Genomic DNA, 18,834 nt, shown 5'->3' with positions numbered 1-18,834 from the left:
GGCTCAGGCCCGCAATGCCTCTTGCCGATAGCCGGTGTCGATCGTCACGCTTCCCCCAACCGCACGCGAGACACAGGCACACATCTTCTCTCCCTCGTGTCGCTCTTCCGGAGAGAAGAACACGTCACGATGATCGATCGGCGTGGATGCGTCGACGATGCTGACCGCGCACAATCCGCATTCACCGCGGCGACAGTCATAGACCATGTCGATCCCCGCCTCCATCAGCGCATCCAGCATGGTCTGGTCGGCGCGCACCTCGACGGTTCGGCCGTATTGCGGAACCGTGACCGAGAACGGTTGCTCGGCAAAGCGCCCGCTGTCGCCGAAGACCTCGAAGCGCAAGCGGCTCATCGAGCGACCACTCTCGCGCCAGGTATTGCGTGCGGCTTCCAGCAGACCGTGCGGACCACAGATATAGGCCTCGCCATCGACAGGAAGCGCGGCAAATTCAGCTGCGAGATCGAAGGCCTGGCCCTCGTCCTGCACGAAGGCCTCGAGACCATCCCCCAGCAAAGCCTGCAACTCATCAACAAAAGCCATCTGCGCCCGGCTTTTCGCCCCATAGATCAGCCGCACGGAATGACCGCGCGCGACCAGCGCCTTTGCCATGCCATAGATCGGCGTGATCCCGATACCGCCGGCGATCAGCAGATAACGCGACGCCCGCCAGGAGAGCTCGAAACGGTTCTCCGGCTCGGTCATCTCGGTCTCGTCACCGACAGCCATGTTCCAGACGAAGGCTGAGCCACCCCGACTGTTGGGATGCAGCTTGACCGCGATCTTCAGCGTGTCCGGCGCGCTCGGCAGCACCGTATAGGTTCGAATTGCCGGCTCACCCCGGATGACGACCTTGATATTGGTATGCGACCCCGGATCGAAGGCCTGCCGCAGCCCATCCACCGCGAAGGTGACGGCCCGGACATCCTCCGCCGGGGCTTCGATCGATATGACGCGGGCCGCGCGCCATTCCAGCTTGGAACGCATGAAATCCTCCCAGATGATCCCAGATCCGATCAGCCCGCCATCAGGGCAAGCGCCAGAACCTTGCGGCGCAGATCGGGTTGCTCCTCCAGCACGAAATCGAGGTTCTGCCGGGCAAGCCGCGCATGCTCCCGCGCCAGCGCCTCGGCCCGCGCCCCCTCCCGCAATTCGATCGCCGAAACGATTGCCTTGTGCTGCGCCTGCGCGACGACCAGCGTCCTGTAGAAGGCCGGCACATCGAACTCCGTGTTGACGAAGGCATTCGGGCTCGCAAAGGGCAGGCTCGTCATCCGCTCGATCTCCCGGCGCAGAACCTCGCTGCCGGCAAGGTCCCAGAGCAGGCGATGAAACCTGCCGTTCAGAGCCTCGTAGCGCTCGAAATCCATGGCAGACGGCTCGGCCAACAAGACATCGTCGAGTTGGGCGACGACCTCGCGAATGGCTTTCATCCGGGCCGGCGTCGCACCTCGCTCGGCGGCAAGCCGCGCGGCGGTGCCCTCCAGCACACCCCGCAACTCGATGGCATCGATCACCTCCTGCCGGCTGAACGAACGCACGGCGTAACCGCCGGACGGGATGAGCGCGACCAGGCCCTCCTGTTCGAGCCGCTGCAAAGCGGCACGAAGCGGCGTGCGCGACACCGAAAGACGCTCTGCGAGAGCGACTTCCGACAGCCGCTCGCCCGGTTCGATTTCACCCGTCAGGATAAGGTCACGCAGCCCAAGCAGCGCCTTTGCCGTCTGCTGTTTCGGAGCGCGTTCGTTATCAGCCGTCATGCCATCACTCCGCAGCGACCGCATGAGGCCCGGCCTGTGGCTTCAGTTCGGCGTCGATCATCCGGTCGATCAGCTTGCGCGCCCACATCGATCCGGCATCGATGTTGAGGTTGTAGAACTGGTGATCGGGATTGGCATCGATCGCCCGCTGCTGGGCTTCGAGCACCTCTTCGTCCTCGCGGAAGACACCGGCCACGCCTTCGCGCAGCTCATGCGTTCGCGCCTGGTTGCCGAGGTCGTAATTGCGGGCAAAGGCCCAGAAGTAGAGACAGGTCTTGTCCGTCGACGGCGTGATCGTGTTCAGCACATAGCCATTGACGCCCTTTGAGCGGTCACCCTGCTTGGCACCCGTGCCGGCCTCTGCAACGCCCACGTCGATGGTGACAGTGCAAGGCGCCTCGAAGCGGATGATCTGCCAGCGGTCGACCTTGCCCGGGCGACCAAACTGCTTGCGCCAGAAGGGCGGCGGGTCGATGTCTTCCATCCAGCGCGTGATGTAAGCGAAGCGATCGGAGTGGCTTGCCTCGAACGGCGCCTCGGCGACGGCGCGATTGCCGATCGACGAGCCGTGCACGAAGGTCTCGTGGGTGAGATCCATCAGATTGTCGACAACCAGACGATAATCGCACTTCACCTCGATCATCTTGCCATCGGCGGCCCAGTCGGGATCCTGGTTCCAGTGCATGTCGGGGATGAGTGCGGGATCGGCGAGCGCTGGATCGCCCGGCCAGATCCAGATGAAGCGATGCTTCTCGGCGATCGGATAGGACTTGACGCAGGCCGACGGATTGATCGTGTCCTGCGACGGCATGTATACACAGCGCCCCGTCTCGTCGAATTCGAGACCATGATAGCCACAGATGACGTTGTCACCCTCGAGCCGCCCGAGCGACAGCGGCACGAGCCTGTGCCAACAGGCATCAGCGAGCGCGACAGGGGTGCCATTTTCCTTGCGATACAGGACAACCGGCTTGTTGCAGATCGTCCGCGGCAAGAGCTGGCGCTTCAACTCGACATCATAGGCCGCCGCGTACCAGGCATTCAGCGGAAAGGTGGGTTTGGACATGACAGCTCCTCCTCTATCGAACGCTAGAGAGCCACAATGTATACATCATGTCAACAAAAGCTGCGGTGAGACGCTTCACAGGCGCGGAAACCCGCCCCTTTAGCGCCAGATGTATACACGCGCCATCAACCGGAAACTGGGGCTCCAAGACAACCGCATCACGCTCAGGAGCCACCGGAGCGCACTCCCTAGACTTGTTTTAATCAGGAATTCTGATACGCATTGAGAAATGCAGGGGGACCCGATTTGAGCAGCCGTTTTTTGATGATCACGCCGGAAGACGGCAAGGATGTCCTCAAGAGCCTCGCCGCGCCGGCACGATTGGCGATCCTGGAACTGCTTCACGCCAGAGGCCCACTCAACGTCAACGAGATTGCCGAGGTGCTGGAACTCCCGCAATCGACCACATCCACACATCTCAACCAGATGGAAGAAGCGGGCCTGGTTCGCACCGAGGTTCAGAAGGCACGCAAGGGCAGTCAGAAGATCTGTCATGCCGTTCATGACGAGATCGTCCTCACGTTTACGCGCCCCAATGAGGCGACGGACGAGGCAATCGAAGTCTCCATGCCGGTCGGCCTCTATAGCGGCTACGACGTCTACGCTCCCTGCGGCATGTGCGGCCCAGATGCGATCATCGGTTATCTCGACAGCCCCGACACCTTCCTGTCTCCGGACCGCATGAAGGCGGGCCTTCTCTGGTTCACGCGCGGCTACGTCGACTATCAGTTTCCCAACAATGCCAGGATCAAGGGCGCACCGATCCGGGAACTCGAGCTGCTCATGGAGCTCTCCTCGGAAGTGCCCGGCACCTCCGAAAACTGGCCGTCCGACATCACCATTTCTATCAATGGCAAGGCGGTCGCGACCTGGACCTCACCCGGCGATTTCGGTGACCGGCGCGGCAAGTTCACGCCTGACTGGTGGAAGCTGCGCGGCAGCCAGTATGGCGTTCTCAAAAGTTTCCGGGTGACGGACAACGGCACCTTCATCGATGGCATGCGGGTCTCCGAGACGACACTCGGCGACCTCGAACTGCTCGATCACCGATCGATCCGCGTTCGGATCGAAGTGCCGGAAACGGCCGAACATCCCGGCGGAATCAACATCTTCGGCCGAGGCTTCGGCAATTACGACCAGGACATTGTCCTGCGCATCAAGACCTGAAGCGCCCCCTCCTATTTCCCCTGCATGTTGCCGGATTGACCTCCGGTCGATCCCGTGTATCATATCCTCAATTATGATAGATATCCGAAAAACGGATATATTTGGAGGAAATGCACATGCGGGCTGTCGGCACCGTTCACCGCGATTACAAGATCAGCACGATCGATCCACGTCTGTATGGATCCTTCGTCGAACACCTCGGTCGCGCGGTCTACACCGGCATCTATGAGCCCGATCACCAGACTGCCGACGAAAACGGCATGCGCCAGGACGTGATCGACCTGGTACGCGAACTCGATGTCCCCGTAGTCCGCTATCCCGGCGGCAACTTCGTCTCGGCCTATAACTGGGAAGATGGCATCGGGCCGAAGGAAGAGCGCCCGGTTCGCCTCGATCTCGCCTGGCATACCTCGGAATCCAACCAGGTCGGCATCCACGAATTCGCCGACTGGGCCAAGGCCGCCAACACCGAGATGATGCTGGCTGTGAACCTCGGCTCACGCGGCCTGGATGAAGCCCGCGCTTTCCTGGAATACGTGAACCACCCAGGCGGCAGCTACTGGTCGGATCTGCGCCGCAAGAACGGACGCGAGGAGCCGTGGAACGTCAAGCTCTGGTGCCTCGGCAACGAGATGGACGGTCCCTGGCAGATTGGCCAGAAGACGGCTGAAGAATATGGCCGCGTCGCCTTCGAGACCGCCAAGGCCATGCGCGCTTTCGACAAGTCGATCGAGCTCGTCGTCTGCGGTTCCTCTTCCCCGAAGATGCCGACCTATCCGGCCTGGGAAGCGACCGTCCTCGACTACACCTATGACAGCGTCGATTACATCAGCCTCCATATGTATTTCGAGAACCATGCCGGCGACACGGCCGCCTATCTGGCGCAGAACGCCCGCCTCGATGACTACATCGAGACCATAGCTTCCGTGATCAAGGTGACCAAGGCGAAGAAGCGCTCGAAGAAGGACGTCTATATCAGCTTCGACGAGTGGAACGTCTGGTACCATTCCAACGAAGCCGACCGGAAGGTTCTCGAAGGCCGCGATGGCTGGCCGCATGCGCCTGAGCTTCTCGAAGACATCTACAATTTCGAGGACGTGCTGCAGGTCGGCTGCATCCTCAACACCTTCATCCGCCGCGCAGACGTGGTGAAGGTTGGCTGCCTGGCGCAGCTCGTCAATGTGATTGCCCCGATCATGACCGTGCCCGGCGGCCCGGCCTGGCGCCAGACGACCTACTACCCTTACCTCTTCGCCTCGCGTTATGGACGCGGCACCTCCTACCAGCTGTCGATCGACTGCCCTGGTTATTCGACCGAATTTGCAGACGCCGTTCCCTATCTCGACGTCTCTGCTGTCGAGAGCGACACGGACGGCGCGCTGACCCTCTTCATCGTCAACCGCCACGAGACCGACGCGATCACTCTTGATGTCGCACTCGAAGGCTTCGGCTATCGCCAGGTGATCATGGACAAGGTGATCGCAGGCCATGCGCTGAAAGCCGTCAATGGCCCCGAGCAGCAGACCGTCGCGCCGGTAGATGGCGATGGAGCAATCATCGAAAGCGGACGCCTCACGGGAGAGATCGCGCCGCTCAGCTACCGGATGATCCGGCTGGGCCAGTAACCAATCGACGACGGGGAGGAGAAACCATGTCGGCTTCGATTGAAATTGACAACGTCACCAAGCGCTACGGCGCGCTGACCGTACTCGAGGACATTTCACTGTCCATCGAAGCCGGCGAATTCGTCGTCTTCCTTGGCCCTTCGGGCTGCGGGAAGTCGACCCTGCTCCGCATGATCGCGGGCCTCGAAGACGTCACGGGCGGCACCATCTCGGTGGCCGGCCAGCGCGTCGACACCCTGCCACCAGGCAAGCGTGGGGTCGCCATGGTTTTCCAGTCCTATGCGCTCTATCCGCATATGACAGTGAAGCAGAACATGTCTTTCGGGCTCGAAAACATCGGCATGGCAAAGGGCGAGATCGAGAGCCGCGTGCTCGCTGCCGCCGAGACGCTTGAAATCGGCCACCTGCTCGACCGCAAGCCGCAAAAGCTCTCGGGCGGCCAGCGCCAGCGCGTCGCCATTGGTCGCGCCATCGTCAAGGAGCCCAAGGCATTCCTGTTCGACGAGCCATTGTCGAACCTCGACGCTGTCTTGCGTGGCCGCACGCGTCTCGAGCTTGCGCAACTGCACCACCGCCTCGGCTCGACGATGATCTTCGTCACCCACGACCAGGTGGAAGCGATGACGCTTGCCGACCGGATCGTCATCATGAACGCCCGCAAGATCGAACAGATCGGGACGCCGATGGATGTTTATCAGCGTCCGGCGAGCAAGTTCGTCGCAAGTTTCATCGGCTCTCCGGCCATGAACTTCCTGCCCGTTGCCGCCTGGCAGAACACCGCGACAGGCCTTGCCGTCAGTACGGCAGGCCTTGGAACTGTCGACACCGGCTTCCATGTCGCGGATGGTTCCAGTCCTGAAGGTGCAGCACTCGGCATTCGCGCGGAAGATGTCGGCATCGTCACCGACGGAGCCAGCGGCGTGCCGCTGACGGCCGAAGTGGTCGAGCGCCTTGGCGATCGATCTCTCGTCTACGGCGTGCTCGACGACGGCAGCAAGCTTGTCGTGGAAGCAGACGGCCGCTCGCTGATCAAGGCCGGAGACCGGGTCATGGTCTCGGCCGATCCGCATGCCTTCCACCTCTTCGGCGCCGATGGTCGCGCCTATCGCAGGGAGGTGGAGTGACATGGCCGAGAGCTATCGCCGCAGTCAGTGGAGCCATGGGCTCTTCATCCTGCCTTATCTGCTGGTCTTCATCGCCCTACTCGTGTTTCCCCTCTTCTGGGGCATGTGGCTCAGCCTGCACAAGGTGGATCTCTTCGGTCCGGGCCGCTTTGTTGGCCTGACCAACTACTTCCGGGTCGCCGGCGACGCCGTCTTCCTGCAGGCCCTGCGCAACACCATCGTCTTTGTCCTGGTCAGCGTGCCGACACTCGTGGCGCTGGGCCTGTTCCTGGCGCTGGCGCTCAACAGGACAACGCGCACGACCAGTTTCTTCCGAGGGCTCTTCTTTTCCTCCTCGGTGCTCTCGGTGACCGTCGTCACCCTGATCTGGCGCTTCGTCTTCATTCCGGGAGACGGGTTGTTGTCCGTGCTGTTCGCGCAGGCGGGCATCGACCAGATCAACTTCATCTCGACCAAAGGCTGGTCGCTGTTCGCCGTCGGTGTCGCGACCGTCTGGTGGTGTGTCGGCTTGCCGATGATGCTCTTTCTGGCGGCACTCCAGCAGGTCCCTCAGGATCTCTATGAAGCAGCCTCCCTGGACAATGCCGGCCCCTGGCGCGTCCTGACACGCATTACCCTGCCGTCGATTGCGCGCACCATCATGCTGGTCACGATCATCCAGATCGTCTTCCAGTTCCAGCTGTTCGGACAGGCCCAACTGATGACCAACGGCGGCCCTAACGGATCCTCGCGTCCGCTGGTCATGTACATCTACGAAGTCGGCTTCGTCCGATGGGATGTCGGTCGTGCGGCAGCAGCGTCGCAATACCTCTTCCTGATCATCCTCGTGGCGGCGATGGCGCAGTACATCGTGTCCACGCGCAAGACGGAGGACGGCGCATGACCGCCCGAGACGACACCTACAAGCCGGAAGTGCTGACGACCTACAGGCCACTGCTTTGGGGCGCCGCCCTCCTCTCCGTCGTCATGATGGCGCCGGTGGCCTGGCTGATCGGCCTGTCGATCAAGAGCAACCAGGATCTGATGGTCGGGACGGACTCGGTTTTCCGCGCGCCGTACACGATCGCCAACTACCTGAACATCTGGCATTCCTCACAGGTCTTCGGCTGGTTTTTCAATAGCCTCGTCGTGGCCAGCGGTCAGACCCTGCTGGTTCTGGTGCTGTCGTCGCTCGCCGGCTACGGATTTGGGCGGCTCGAATTCCCCTTCCGCCGGACGCTGTTCATCATCGTCCTCTTCGGCCTCGCAGTACCCGAACAGGCGGTCATCATCGCCCGCCACCAGATGTTCAACTGGTTCGGCCTGCACAACACCTATCTCGGCCTGATGCTGCCGGGCCTGTCCGGCGCCTTCGGTGTCTTCCTGATGACGCAGTTCTTCCGGGCGATCCCCAAGGAGATCGACGAGGCGGCCCTGCTCGACAACGCCTCGCAATGGCGGATCTTCTGGAAGGTCATGCTGCCGCAGACCCTGCCTGCACAGGCGACGCTCGGTATCTTCACCTTCCTGGGCGGCTGGAACGACTACTGGTGGCCCCTGATCTCTGCGACCAAGAAGGAAATGTACACCCTGACGGTAGGGCTTGCTTCGTCGCAATCCAACTTTGCCCAGAGCGAGGGCCTGGGCTTTCTCGCGGCCCAGGCGGTCTTCGCCAGCGTCCCGGCGCTGATCGTCTACGTGATCTTCCAGAAACACATCGTGACGGCCGTTTCCGGCGGCGCGGTGAAGTGAAGCCTACCCGGCCGGAGAGGAGCCGGCCGGCTTTATTCCAACAGGGCCAAGAGCCCGACACAAGGGAGTGAGACACGATGAAAACGATTCTGATGACCACCGTTGCGATCGCTGCGCTGGGCTACGGCGCCTCGGCGCAGGCGCAAACCACAATCGAGCTGCAACGCTTCTTCGGCGCCTGCGAGGCGGATTATGGCAGCGTGACCGACGTATCGGCAGCCGTCGGCGAATGCGGCATCATCACCGCACTCGTCAACAAGTTCGAAGCCGATAATCCGGATATCGACGTCAACGTCACCACGGTCGAATGGCCGGGTTACGACCAGCTGAACGCCCAGTTGGCTTCCGGTGCAGCACCCGACGTCGTCTCCATGCATTACTCCGCGATCTCAGACTATCAGAGCCGTGGCCTGATCGAGCCGATCGACGAAGTCCTGGCCGCTCAGGGCGTGTCGCCGGAGAACTTTACCGATGCGGGCCGCAATGGCGTCACCAAGGAAGGCCAGCTCTATGGGCTGCCCTTCGACAACTGGACAATGCTCTTCCACGTCAACCTGAACCTCATGAAGGAGGCAGGTCTCGTCAACGCGGACGGCACGCCGATGCTCCCGACATCAGGTGAAGAACTGATCGCCCAGGGCAAGCAGTTCCAGGAAAAGACCGGAAAACCCTATCTGATCCAGATCATGGCCAACGAGACGGCCTCCTACGCGCGCATTCTCTACACCCTGCTGCAGCAGCAGAACTCCGACTTCTTCTCGGATCCAACGGCAATCAAGCTGAACACGCCGGAAGCCAAGGCTGCCGTCGAGCTGATGAAGGCCACCAAGGATGAGGGCATCTCGACGACCGGCCTCGACTATGCTGCCGCCGTCTCGGGCTTTGCCAACGGCGAAGGCGGGATTGCCATCAACGGCACCTGGCTGATCGGGGATTATGTCGCCCAGTCCGAGAAGGAAGGCACGGCGCTCTCGAACAGCTATACCGTCTATCCCGTACCGCAACTCTTTGCGGCGCAGGACAGCACCTATGCCGATGGCCACAGCTGGGTCATGCCGAAGAAGGATCGCTCGCCGGAGCAGGTGGACGCCGTCGGCAAGCTCTTCAAGTTCCTCGCAGATAACGACTTCCAGTGGGCCCGCACCGGCCACCTGCCAGCCGCCAAGGCTGTCTTCGACATGCCGGAATTCAAGGCACTCCCGCATCGTGACAACATCGCGAAGATCGCCCAGACCGGCCGTGCGCTGCCGGCTGAAGTCCAGCGCCAGTTCCCGATCCAGGACATCATCGGCGAAGAAATCGGCGCCGCCGTCAATGGCGACAAGTCGGTCGACGAAGCACTCGCTTCGGCAGAAAGCCGCGTGAACGAACTGCTCGGCGACCTCTAATCCCTGCCCAACTCCCCCGGGTCTCCCTGGCCTGCCTCGCACACTTCGGTGTGCGGGGCTTTTTTCACGCCGACAACAGCCCACGTCCCGGTGACGGAGTGCGCGATCACATATCCGACTTGTAGCGTTGCATGAAACCTCGGTCGATCCGGTCCTTCCAGCGGGCAACCCAGCGCCCAACAACGGCCAATCCCCATTTGTCGGCAATCGCCCGGCCGTTCGGCAGCGATATCAGCACCAACCAGGATCGCTGCGGGCGATAGGCTTCGAGCGCCTCCCCCTTCAAGCTCCGATGGATGTTCTCCGCAAGAACGGGACCCTGACGGACCGCAAAGACACCCGCCTTGGGACGCGGATCGGCGAGACACGCCACGTCGCCGGCGGCGAAGATATCCGGATGCGACAGGGAGCGAAGGTTTTCGTCGACACGGATGAACCCCCCGGCATCCAGCAGAAGCCCGGTGTCTCGCAGGAACCCTTGCGAACCGCTTGAGGTCGTCCAAATGACTTCGTCGACGACAAGGCGGCGGCCATCCCGCGCGACGACTTCGCCATTGTGAAAAGCGACCACGTCAAAAGTCGGATGGTGGGCGATCCCTGCCACCTGCAATTCTCTCTCCACCAATTGCCGTGCTCGAACGCTACGCTCCGGCACTGGTACCGTAGACCTACCGATCAGCGCAATCTCGACATCCCGGCCGGAAAATCTCTGCTTCAAGGCGAAAGCGACCTCGACCCCCGCCACCCCCTGCCCCACGACTGCGAGCCTCACGCGCTCGCCTGCAGCGATGAGAGCGTCGAGCCGTCCGAGGCGATCGGTGAAACTTGAAATCGGCTTGACGGAAATGCCGGCTGATATCCCCAGCGGCAACGACGGCGTGGAACCGATATCGACGGAAAGGTAGCGGTAGCCGACGGCGCCGCCCTCTGCGAGGCGCACGATGCGTTCTTCGGGATCGATGTGCCTGGCAGATGTTTCGAGAAAGGTCACACCGAAGCGCAAGCACAATGCGGCCAGATCGATATGAAAGTCGTCAAAACTGTAGACGTCGGCGATATAGCCTGGGAGCATGCCGGAATAAGGCGCAAATCGGCCGGGGGAGACGAGCATCATCCTCGCCCCGAGACCCAACTGGCCAAGCCTCCGGATCACCTCGACATGCGCATGGCCACCACCGAGCAGCAGGATCTCGGCGTTGATGCCGGCGTCTTCATCCATGATCGTTCTCCTGATCGCCAAGCCGATGCACCGGTCCGCCTGCCGCCTCCGCATCGGCCTCGTCATGCGTGACAAGAATGACCGGCAGACCGGCGCTGCGAGCGCGGTCAAAGACGAGTGAGCGCATCTGGTTGCGAAGCGCCATGTCGAGTTTGGAGAAGGGTTCATCGAGCAACAGCAGGCGGGGTTGCGAGAGCAGGACACGGGCGAGCGCCACGCGCGCCTTCTGGCCACCTGAAAGCGTCGCCGGATCGCGATCCTCAAAGCCCGGTAACTCCATCTCCCGAAGGATCTCGGCTGCCATCCGCCATCTGAGCTTCCGGTCCGAAACCTCGCCGGGAATGGCGAAGGCAACATTGGCGCCGACGGACATATGCGGAAAGAGCAACGGATCCTGGAAGAGGATACCAGCCCGTCGCTGCTCCGGCGCAAGCGCCAGAAGATCAACATCACCAACGGAGACGCCACCCTCCGCATGAAAGGCAGGCTCGAGAAAACCGCCGATGAAGGAAAGCAGTGTCGATTTCCCTGAGCCCGAAGGACCCATGACTGTGAAAATCGAGCCAGGGGGCACTTCTGTATCGAGCGCGATCAGCCTGAAATCTCCGAGGCGGATCACGATGCTGGAGAGGCGAAGGCCCGTGGCGACCTGACTTTGCGGCATCATCACACCCTCATCTCACGACGGTTGCGATGGAGAAGAACCGGCAAAAGCGCGGCAAGCGCGAAGGCGAGGAAGGGGAGAATGGTCTGCAACAGGGCATAGACTCCGATGACGCGGCGGTTGTTGCCAGAGGCGAGTGCGACAGCTTCCGTGGTGATGGTAGTCAGCCGCCCCTCCCCGATCAGAACCGTCGGCAGATATTGCCCAACCGAGACCGCGAAGCCGACGGCAAGAGCGGTCAGGATGGGGCGGATCAGCATCGGCAGGCGGATCGACAGGAGCACCGAGAGACGTGAGCGGCCGAGCGCGGTGGCGATGATTTCATAGCGGCGATCGAGCGCCCGCCACGGATCGGCAAGGGACAGGAATACGTAAGGCAGCACGAACACAAGATGCACCAGGATGAGAGCGGTGAGGCGTTGATCACTACCGCTACCGACAAAGAGCAGCTGAAGGCCGAAAACGAAGGCGATCTGTGGCACGATGAGCGGCAGATAGAGGAGCAGCAGGCTCCTGTCGCCGCCCCGTCGTCCCGTCTGGATTTCGCGCTCTAGGCAGCCGACAGTCAGCACCACCGCGATCAGCGTCGAGGCAAGCCCCGCGATCAGCGTCGTCACGAGGGGATCGCCGATGCGCGGAAGGGTCGTCATCCAGCTGCGCACGGTGAAATCGCGCGGCAGAAGATCTGGAAACAGCCAGAGGCCAGCGAGCGACCAAAGACCGAGGAGGAAAAGACCCGCGAACACGCTTGCGCCTATGATGGTGACTGCGATCATCGCGAGCCTGCGGACCGTCAGGTCATGCACGAAACGATAGCCGCGATCGCCGAACGATCTCAGCAGTATGGTGCTCAATCTTTCCAGACCGAACCATGCAAGCAGTGCGGTGAGGGTGACGCCGAGCTGCAATACGGCACCGGCCGACGCGAGAAACCGCACGGAAAGGTCAGGGTCGTTCATCCACTGCACGAGACGCGTGGCAAGTGTGCCGGGCAGATTGGGGCCGAGGATCACGGCAACGTCGACGACCGAGGACGAGTAGGCAATGACGGCATAAACAGCGAAACGGATTTGCCGGTAGAGCGCTGGCCAGAGCAGATAGACGAAACCCGCAATCCGCCCATAGCAGAAAGAGGCTGCCAGCCTGCGGGCAGCAGTGAGGTCGACCTGCGGCAGAGCCGCCAAGGTCACCAGGAACAGGAAGGGCGTTTCCTTGATCACGAGGCCGGCGATCATGGCCAGCCCCCAGGGATCATGCGGAATGAGAACGTCGGGCGGCCGCTCTATTCCGAAGAGCGGCGCCACGAGCCGAATGAGAAAGCCGGAGGGCGCGATGAGGAAGGCGAGCCCGAAGGCCGCGGCAGCATGCGGCACGGCGAGGAGCGGTGATATGATGTGCTGGATGCGCGCAAGAACGGGTGTCCCGGCGAAGCCCGCGACAAACAACAGGGTTATACCGAGCGAGAGGATGGTGGCGACAAGCCCAGTAACCAGACTGAGAACGGCAGCCGGAACAAGCCCCGGAGTAGCAACGAGAGCTCGGAAAGGTTCAAGGCTGAGGCCCACACCGCCGAGCGCAGGCAGGTAGCCAAAGGCTGGCAGGAGCGTTCCGAGAAGGCCGAAGGCGATTGGCAGCAGCAACAGGCCGAGCGTCAGCAAGACCGCGCTTCTAGGAAGAAGCGCGGTCAAACGATCGACAAAACTGCGAGCCTTCAGACTTCCCTGCACGGCTCAGTTGCCGCTGGCATAGCGTCGACGCCACTCGACTTCGATCCGCTCCATCCAGCTGGCATGCGGCTCGGCGATAACGGGTCCCAGCTTTTCAGGCGAAAGCGTCGCAACACCGAGATCGAGTGCTGCGAAAGCAGAACGATCGGCATCCGGCAGCTTCGCCATCGAAAGGACGGTCGGGTCACCCCAATAGGTCGGATCCTGCTTGCGCAGCTGCGCCTCCGGCGAAATCAGGAAATTCGCCGTCAGCAGCGCACCTTCCTTGGCATTAGCATTGTAGGGAATGGCAACGAAATGGGTATTGCCGAGTGTGCCGCCGGAGAAGGTGAAGGATCGCACCGTGTCGGGAAGCTCCCCTGCCTTGATGCCGGCAGAGGCTTCCGACGGATTGAAGGCGAAGATGATGTCGAGTTCGCCATCGGCGAGCTTCTGCTTCATGTCCGGATAGTTTTGCGGAAAGGCCTTGCCCGACCGCCATGCGGCGTCATGAAGCTGGTCGAGATAGGCAAAGAGCGGCTCGACGTCCCGTTCGAAACTTGCCTCGTTCACCGGTTCGGCAAGCTTGCCCGGATCGTCGATCACTTCACTCAGCACCTGCTTGAGGAAGGACGAACCGATGAAATCAGGCGGAGCCGGATAGGAGAAGCGCCCGGGGTTCTTCTTTGCCCAGTCGAGCAGTTGGCTTGCGCTGTCAGGCAGGGTTGAGGCGTCGGTCCGGGCGCTATCATAGAAGAAGACCATCTTCGCGCCGCCCCAGGGGCTTTCCAACCCCTCCGTCGGCTCGGTGAAATCGGTCAGGATCGTCGGCTGGTTTTCGACATCGACATAAACCCAGTTCGGCAAGGAAGTCGCCCAGCCCGGTGTCAGAAGCAGCTCCTGCTGCTTCATCGAAACGAAGTTCTCGCCGTTGATCCAGATGAGATCGACGGAGCCACCCGCGTCCTTGCCGGCGGCTTTCTCGGCAATCACCTTGGCGACCGCACTCGCGGTGTCATCGAGCTTCACCTGGATGACGGTCACTCCGTAGCGCGACTGCATCTCGGCGCCGACCCATTCGAGATAGGCGTTGATGTTCTCCGACCCACCCCAAGCGTTGAAATAGACCGTCTGGCCGGAAGCGCTCTTCTCGATGGCAGCCCAATCGGAAAGATCCGGGCCGGACGCAAGTGCTGGCAAACCGCTGGCGGCCGCGATGAACCCTGCGGCGAAAATCCCTGTCATTAATCGCATGATCTGCCCTTCTCCCTGAAATTGACCGTATGGCATTCGAGCACATTGGCTCTTTTTTCTGGAACTACGCTCGTGATGTCCGACGGATTTCATGATGGTCGTCCAGACTGGATCCGTCGTCTGGCCAGCGCGGCCTCGATCTCGGCACTCGGCAGCGGATCCTCCGAAGCCCCAGCCAATACGGCAAGATCGCGGGTTATCCGCATTTGCTCGACGAATGCCCGGCATCCCCGACACATCGCCAGATGAAGACGGATGTTCAATCGTGGCCACAAGCCCAGTTCGCCATCGATCAGAAGGCTCGCCCGTTCGGCGACTTCGCTGCATCGAAACATGGCTTAAGCTTCCCCCAACCCTGTGATCTCACTGTTCATCGCGAAGCACCCCGCTTGCGGATCTGCCGCACCACGGTCGGGATCAGCGCGACAAGCGCCAGCGCGAAAAAGGCGAGCGTGATTTCCGGGGTGACAAGATCCGAGATCTTCGCTTCCTGGCCGCTCTCCTGTGCGGCCAGCAGCACGCTGTCGACACCCTGCCCGAGATAGGCATAGGCAAAGGTGCCGGGCAGGATGCCGAAGAACGTCGCCGCGAAAAAACGGCCAAGGCTGATGTCGAAAAGAGCTGCGGCAATGTTCACCACGAAGAACGGAAAGACTGGCGCCAGACGGATGACGAATAGGTAGCCGAAAGCGTTTTCGCGGAAGCCGTCGGCAAGCTTCTTCACGACACCGTCGACGCGATGGCGAAGGAAACTGCCGAAGGCCGATCGCGTCGCAAGGAAGAGGATCGAGGCCCCGACCGTGGCACCGACCGCGACGAGTGCGCCACCGATCATCCAGCCGAATAGAAAGCCGCCGAAGATGGTCAACACCGAAGCGGCCGGGAAGGAGAAGGCGACGGCGGCAATGTAGATCCCAAGGAAAAGCATTGCCGACCAGAGGAAATTGGCATCGACATAGGCCTTCAGGGCCTGCCTCTGTTCAGCGAGAAACGCCAGACTGAGATAGTCCTGCAGGCCAAAGGCATAGCCGAGAGCAAGGCCAGCAAGGACGACGACCACAGGCGTAAACCGCCAGATTTTGCTTCTGCGGGCCGTGGTTGGTGAGGCGGGCTCGTTCGCATCCGACGATAGATGGCCGGGGCGAGACGCGTTGCGTTCAGTCATGGACATCTCCAGAAAAGCAGTCGACGCGCTGTAAGACCGCATCGCCAGCGACGACAGACACGGCATGGTCACTATGACTTGATGGGGGCGAATGCGGCTGGACTTTAAAGATGATTGTTTCGCTAATGGCCGCCGGATTGATGTGAGGGGCGGCGTGACGCAGGTCGAAGGGGATGATCAGGCTCTGGTTTTGCGCCTGGTGGATGGCGATGCTGCGGCTTTCGACATTCTTTATCGGCGCCACAATGCCGCGCTTATCCGTTTCTGCACCGGCATCGTCCAGCACCGGCACCTTGCCGAGGAGGTCGTTCAGGACACATGGATCGCCGTGCTCGGTCGCATCGACCTTTTCGAGGGCCGCAGCTCGCTTGCAAGCTGGATCTACACCATCCTCATCAACAAGGCGCGCAGCCGTGCCCGCCGCGAAGGACGCACCGTCTTCTTCGACAATCACGCCAGTGGCGACAGCCTGGCAGACGCGTTTGACGGTCGCGGCCACTGGCGCCAGATCCCGGAACTCTGGGAGAACCTGACCCCGGAACGTCACATCGAGGGTCGAAGCGTGCTGCAGCACGTCGAAGAGGTGATCGACACTCTGCCGCCGGCGCAACGGGCCGTGCTCATCCTTCGCGGCCAGCAGGAACTCGACCCCAGCGAGGTCTGCGCATTGCTCAACATCGGCGAAGGCAATATGCGCGTTCTCCTGCATCGCGCCCGGCTGGCGGTTCGCAACGCACTCGACCGTTTGAACGCGGCCGGCTGAAACGGCGTGTCGAGCCTTCATCGCGGTCCCTCCGAAAAGGCGACCCATCCCTGACGCCAGCGAATGACAGTGGTCAACGCACAAAGCGCGGCAAAACCGTAGGCAATCACGGCGAAGCTCTCGGGGAAAAGGCACATGGCGACGAAGACGGCGATCGTCTCGAAACCCTCCGCCAGACCGCCCGCATAATAGATGCCCTTGGTCGGAAACTCTGGCGCGTTGCGGCCAAGCTTTGCTGCAACCGCCGAAAAGGCGAGAAAGGAAGAGCCCGTGCCGACGAAGGAGACGATGAGTATCGCTGCCGGCAGAGCGTTGTCCTCTGGCGAGGCGATCGCAAAGCCGAGCGGGATCAAGGCGTAGAAGACCATGTCCAACGCGATGTCGAGATAGGCACCGCGATCCGTCGGCCCCTGAATACGCGCAACCGCACCATCGAGGCCATCAAAGGCACGATTGAATAGAATCAGCAGAAGCGCGGCCAGCCAGTACCCGAAGCCGAGTGCCACAAAGGCTCCGAATCCGGCGATAAAACCGACGACGCTGATCTGATCGGCCCGCACGCCGCGCCTCGCAAGAAACTCGGCGATTGGTTGGAGCGCCGCCTTTTGCAGGGGCAGGATCTTCGCATCGATCATCCACGCCTCCAGGTCTGGAAGCGCTCAAGCAGCGACAGCAGAAAACCATTGATATGCGCGCGCCGCCACTGCCCGGCCACCATCTTGTTCGCTTCGGCCAGCGTCGGGTAGATGTGGATCGTGCCGAGGATCTTTCCGAGCCCATGGCCGTGCTTCATGGCGAAGACGAATTCCGCGAGCAGATCGCCTGCATGTTCGCCGACGATGGTGACGCCGAGGATCTTGTCCTTGCCGGGTACAGTCAGCACCTTGACGAAGCCATGTGCAGAGCTGTCGGCGATTGCCCGATCGAGATCATCGATGCCGAAGCGCGTCACCTCGTAGGGGATGTTCTGCTCCTTTGCATCCGTTTCAGAGAGGCCGACGCGCGCCACTTCCGGGTCCGTAAAGGTCGCCCAGGGGATGACCGAGTAGTCGGCCTTGAAGCGCTTGAGATCACCAAACAGCGCATTGATCGCGGCAAACCAGGCCTGATGCCCGGCAACATGCGTGAATTGATAAGGCCCTGCCACGTCACCGGCGGCCAGGATGTTCGGGTGGAGCGTCTGAAGATAATCGTTGGTCTCGACAACCCGATCGACCTTGATACCGAGTTCCTCGAGCCCGAAGCCCTTCAGACGCGGCGCGCGTCCGACGGCGACGATGATCTCGTCAAAGCCGATACGGTCCCGGCCGCCGGGATGCTCCACCTCGATCCATTTGTCGTCGCCATCCGTGCCGCAGGAGACCGCTTTGTGGCCAGTCAGCACCTGCACACCATCGGCCTTCAGCGACGCCTCGACAAAGCCGGCCGCGTCTGGATCCTCGCGCATCATCACACGCGGGGCCATCTCGATCTGAGCGACCTGCGAGCCCAGCCGGGCGAAACTTTGTGCGAGCTCGCACCCGATCGGCCCGCCGCCGAGAACGACGAGACGACGCGGCACCTCCGGCCGGTCGCGCAGCCGCTCCCATAAAGTGTCGGAGGTCAGATAACCGACTTCAGCCAGGCCCGGGATCGGAGGCACGAAGGGTTGCGCGCCGGTTGCGATCACGATCGCCCGCGTCGTCAGCCGCTGTGTACCGCCGCTGCTCAGCGCAATCTCCACCGTCCACGGATCGATCAGCTTCGCATAGCCCTGGAGAACCTCGACGCCGAGACCCGTATAGCGCTCGACGCTGTCATGCGGTTCGATCTCCGCGATCACCTTGTGGATCCGCTCCATAACAGCCGAGAAGGGAACCTTGGGTTCGACCGCTTCAAGACCGTAATGATCGGCATGGCGCATCTGATGCGCCACCTTGGCACTCTTGATCAGAGCCTTGGACGGAACACAGCCGAAGTTCAGGCAATCGCCACCCATCTTGTTGGCTTCAACGAGCGTCACCTTCGCCTTGGCGGCTGCGGCGATATAGGCAGAGACGAGCCCGGCCGAGCCCGCACCGATCACGACGAGGTTGCGATCGAAGCGCTTGGGCTTTGTCCAGCCAGTTGCTAAAGCGCCTGGCATTTGGTCTGTGCTTGTCATTGACGGTTCCGCTGACGCGTTGGGGGTTACACGGATTAGACGGCGCAGACTGCGTTTCG

18 protein-coding genes are annotated in these 18,834 nt (G+C 61.6%); 7 read left to right on the top strand and 11 right to left on the bottom strand.

The features are described 5' to 3' along the window. Positions 1-3: 3 nt before the first annotated feature. From BSY240_RS17840 to BSY240_RS17830, 3 genes are read right to left on the bottom strand one after another with little or no spacing between them, the layout of a single operon-like run. A complete protein-coding gene (locus BSY240_RS17840; RefSeq protein WP_069043205.1) occupies positions 4-987 on the bottom strand; it encodes a PDR/VanB family oxidoreductase in 984 nt (327 codons plus the stop codon). A gap of 29 nt (positions 988-1,016) precedes the next feature. Next, entirely contained in the window at positions 1,017-1,760 is a 744-nt protein-coding gene (locus BSY240_RS17835; protein WP_069043204.1) for a GntR family transcriptional regulator, read from the bottom strand. A gap of 4 nt (positions 1,761-1,764) precedes the next feature. After that, positions 1,765-2,826 carry an aromatic ring-hydroxylating dioxygenase subunit alpha gene (locus tag BSY240_RS17830; protein ID WP_069043203.1) on the bottom strand — a complete coding sequence of 354 codons (1,062 nt, stop codon included), beginning with the start codon at positions 2,824-2,826 and terminating at the stop codon, positions 1,765-1,767. Between the two features lie 246 nt (positions 2,827-3,072). Between BSY240_RS17830 and BSY240_RS17825 the strand changes: the two genes are divergently transcribed. From BSY240_RS17825 to BSY240_RS17800, 6 genes are all read left to right on the top strand, one after another. Next, complete coding sequence (locus BSY240_RS17825) at positions 3,073-3,993, top strand: ArsR/SmtB family transcription factor (RefSeq protein WP_069043202.1); 921 nt, start codon at positions 3,073-3,075, stop codon at positions 3,991-3,993. A 116-nt stretch (positions 3,994-4,109) separates the two neighbouring features. Then, positions 4,110-5,618, top strand: a complete 1,509-nt coding sequence (gene arfA / locus BSY240_RS17820) for an arabinosylfuranosidase ArfA (protein ID WP_069043201.1) — start codon at positions 4,110-4,112, stop codon at positions 5,616-5,618. A gap of 26 nt (positions 5,619-5,644) precedes the next feature. Next, entirely contained in the window at positions 5,645-6,742 is a 1,098-nt protein-coding gene (locus BSY240_RS17815) for an ABC transporter ATP-binding protein (RefSeq protein ID WP_069043200.1), read from the top strand. A 1-nt stretch (position 6,743) separates the two neighbouring features. Next, entirely contained in the window at positions 6,744-7,625 is an 882-nt protein-coding gene (locus BSY240_RS17810) for a carbohydrate ABC transporter permease (protein WP_069043199.1), read from the top strand. Continuing rightward, the gene (locus BSY240_RS17805; protein WP_069043198.1) at positions 7,622-8,473 is read left to right on the top strand and encodes a carbohydrate ABC transporter permease; all 852 of its coding nucleotides are present in this window, start codon (positions 7,622-7,624) and stop codon (positions 8,471-8,473) included. The genes BSY240_RS17810 and BSY240_RS17805 overlap by 4 nt, the downstream gene beginning before the upstream one ends. A gap of 77 nt (positions 8,474-8,550) precedes the next feature. Continuing rightward, positions 8,551-9,861, top strand: a complete 1,311-nt coding sequence (locus BSY240_RS17800) for an extracellular solute-binding protein (protein ID WP_069043197.1) — start codon at positions 8,551-8,553, stop codon at positions 9,859-9,861. A 106-nt stretch (positions 9,862-9,967) separates the two neighbouring features. Here BSY240_RS17800 and BSY240_RS17795 read toward each other — a convergent pair whose 3' ends face one another. The 6 genes from BSY240_RS17795 to BSY240_RS17775 all read right to left on the bottom strand — a co-directional run bounded on the left by BSY240_RS17795 (position 9,968) and on the right by BSY240_RS17775 (position 15,869). Further along, positions 9,968-11,080, bottom strand: a complete 1,113-nt coding sequence (locus tag BSY240_RS17795; protein WP_069043196.1) for an FAD-dependent oxidoreductase — start codon at positions 11,078-11,080, stop codon at positions 9,968-9,970. Further along, positions 11,073-11,747 carry an ATP-binding cassette domain-containing protein gene (locus BSY240_RS17790; protein ID WP_083229665.1) on the bottom strand — a complete coding sequence of 225 codons (675 nt, stop codon included), beginning with the start codon at positions 11,745-11,747 and terminating at the stop codon, positions 11,073-11,075. Before BSY240_RS17790 ends, BSY240_RS17795 begins: the two co-directional genes overlap by 8 nt. Further along, positions 11,747-13,402, bottom strand: coding sequence for an ABC transporter permease (locus BSY240_RS17785; protein ID WP_236759279.1), 1,656 nt, complete (start codon positions 13,400-13,402; stop codon positions 11,747-11,749). The genes BSY240_RS17790 and BSY240_RS17785 overlap by 1 nt, the downstream gene beginning before the upstream one ends. Positions 13,403-13,474: 72 nt before the next feature. Next, a complete protein-coding gene (locus BSY240_RS17780) occupies positions 13,475-14,707 on the bottom strand; it encodes an ABC transporter substrate-binding protein (RefSeq protein WP_069044035.1) in 1,233 nt (410 codons plus the stop codon). 86 nt (positions 14,708-14,793) lie between these two features. Beyond that, positions 14,794-15,039 (bottom strand): zf-HC2 domain-containing protein, encoded by a 246-nt coding sequence (locus BSY240_RS23755; RefSeq protein WP_083229664.1) that lies wholly within the window; start codon positions 15,037-15,039, stop codon positions 14,794-14,796. Positions 15,040-15,074: 35 nt separating this feature from the next. Further along, on the bottom strand, positions 15,075-15,869 hold the full coding sequence (locus BSY240_RS17775; protein ID WP_069043194.1) for a TVP38/TMEM64 family protein: 795 nt from the start codon (positions 15,867-15,869) through the stop codon (positions 15,075-15,077). Between the two features lie 154 nt (positions 15,870-16,023). Between BSY240_RS17775 and BSY240_RS17770 the strand changes: the two genes are divergently transcribed. Then, positions 16,024-16,632 carry an RNA polymerase sigma factor gene (locus tag BSY240_RS17770; RefSeq protein WP_069043193.1) on the top strand — a complete coding sequence of 203 codons (609 nt, stop codon included), beginning with the start codon at positions 16,024-16,026 and terminating at the stop codon, positions 16,630-16,632. 17 nt (positions 16,633-16,649) lie between these two features. Here BSY240_RS17770 and BSY240_RS17765 read toward each other — a convergent pair whose 3' ends face one another. Together BSY240_RS17765 and BSY240_RS17760 are read right to left on the bottom strand one after the other, a co-directional pair. Next, the gene (locus BSY240_RS17765; RefSeq protein ID WP_069043192.1) at positions 16,650-17,267 is read right to left on the bottom strand and encodes a CDP-alcohol phosphatidyltransferase family protein; all 618 of its coding nucleotides are present in this window, start codon (positions 17,265-17,267) and stop codon (positions 16,650-16,652) included. Continuing rightward, positions 17,264-18,775, bottom strand: coding sequence for a dihydrolipoyl dehydrogenase family protein (locus tag BSY240_RS17760; protein ID WP_236759278.1), 1,512 nt, complete (start codon positions 18,773-18,775; stop codon positions 17,264-17,266). The genes BSY240_RS17765 and BSY240_RS17760 overlap by 4 nt, the downstream gene beginning before the upstream one ends. Positions 18,776-18,834 lie beyond the last annotated feature (59 nt).

The sequence above is a fragment of the Agrobacterium sp. RAC06 genome (genome assembly GCF_001713475.1).
Lineage (GTDB): Bacteria > Pseudomonadota > Alphaproteobacteria > Rhizobiales > Rhizobiaceae > Allorhizobium.
This window is presented reverse-complemented; position numbering and strand designations above follow the sequence as displayed.

Excerpts from the sequence above, each read along its gene's own strand:
- BSY240_RS17840 (WP_069043205.1), bottom strand. The coding sequence starts at position 987 with ATGCGTTCCAAGCTGGAATGGCGCGCGGCCCGCGTCATATCGATCGAA.
- BSY240_RS17835 (WP_069043204.1), bottom strand. The coding sequence starts at position 1,760 with ATGACGGCTGATAACGAACGCGCTCCGAAACAGCAGACGGCAAAGGCG.
- BSY240_RS17830 (WP_069043203.1), bottom strand. The coding sequence starts at position 2,826 with ATGTCCAAACCCACCTTTCCGCTGAATGCCTGGTACGCGGCGGCCTAT.
- arfA (WP_069043201.1), top strand. The coding sequence starts at position 4,110 with ATGCGGGCTGTCGGCACCGTTCACCGCGATTACAAGATCAGCACGATC.
- BSY240_RS17815 (WP_069043200.1), top strand. The coding sequence starts at position 5,645 with ATGTCGGCTTCGATTGAAATTGACAACGTCACCAAGCGCTACGGCGCG.
- BSY240_RS17810 (WP_069043199.1), top strand. The coding sequence starts at position 6,744 with ATGGCCGAGAGCTATCGCCGCAGTCAGTGGAGCCATGGGCTCTTCATC.
- BSY240_RS17805 (WP_069043198.1), top strand. The coding sequence starts at position 7,622 with ATGACCGCCCGAGACGACACCTACAAGCCGGAAGTGCTGACGACCTAC.
- BSY240_RS17800 (WP_069043197.1), top strand. The coding sequence starts at position 8,551 with ATGAAAACGATTCTGATGACCACCGTTGCGATCGCTGCGCTGGGCTAC.
- BSY240_RS17795 (WP_069043196.1), bottom strand. The coding sequence starts at position 11,080 with ATGGATGAAGACGCCGGCATCAACGCCGAGATCCTGCTGCTCGGTGGT.
- BSY240_RS17790 (WP_083229665.1), bottom strand. The coding sequence starts at position 11,747 with ATGATGCCGCAAAGTCAGGTCGCCACGGGCCTTCGCCTCTCCAGCATC.
- BSY240_RS23755 (WP_083229664.1), bottom strand. The coding sequence starts at position 15,039 with ATGTTTCGATGCAGCGAAGTCGCCGAACGGGCGAGCCTTCTGATCGAT.
- BSY240_RS17775 (WP_069043194.1), bottom strand. The coding sequence starts at position 15,869 with ATGACTGAACGCAACGCGTCTCGCCCCGGCCATCTATCGTCGGATGCG.
- BSY240_RS17765 (WP_069043192.1), bottom strand. The coding sequence starts at position 17,267 with ATGATCGATGCGAAGATCCTGCCCCTGCAAAAGGCGGCGCTCCAACCA.
- BSY240_RS17760 (WP_236759278.1), bottom strand. The coding sequence starts at position 18,775 with ATGACAAGCACAGACCAAATGCCAGGCGCTTTAGCAACTGGCTGGACA.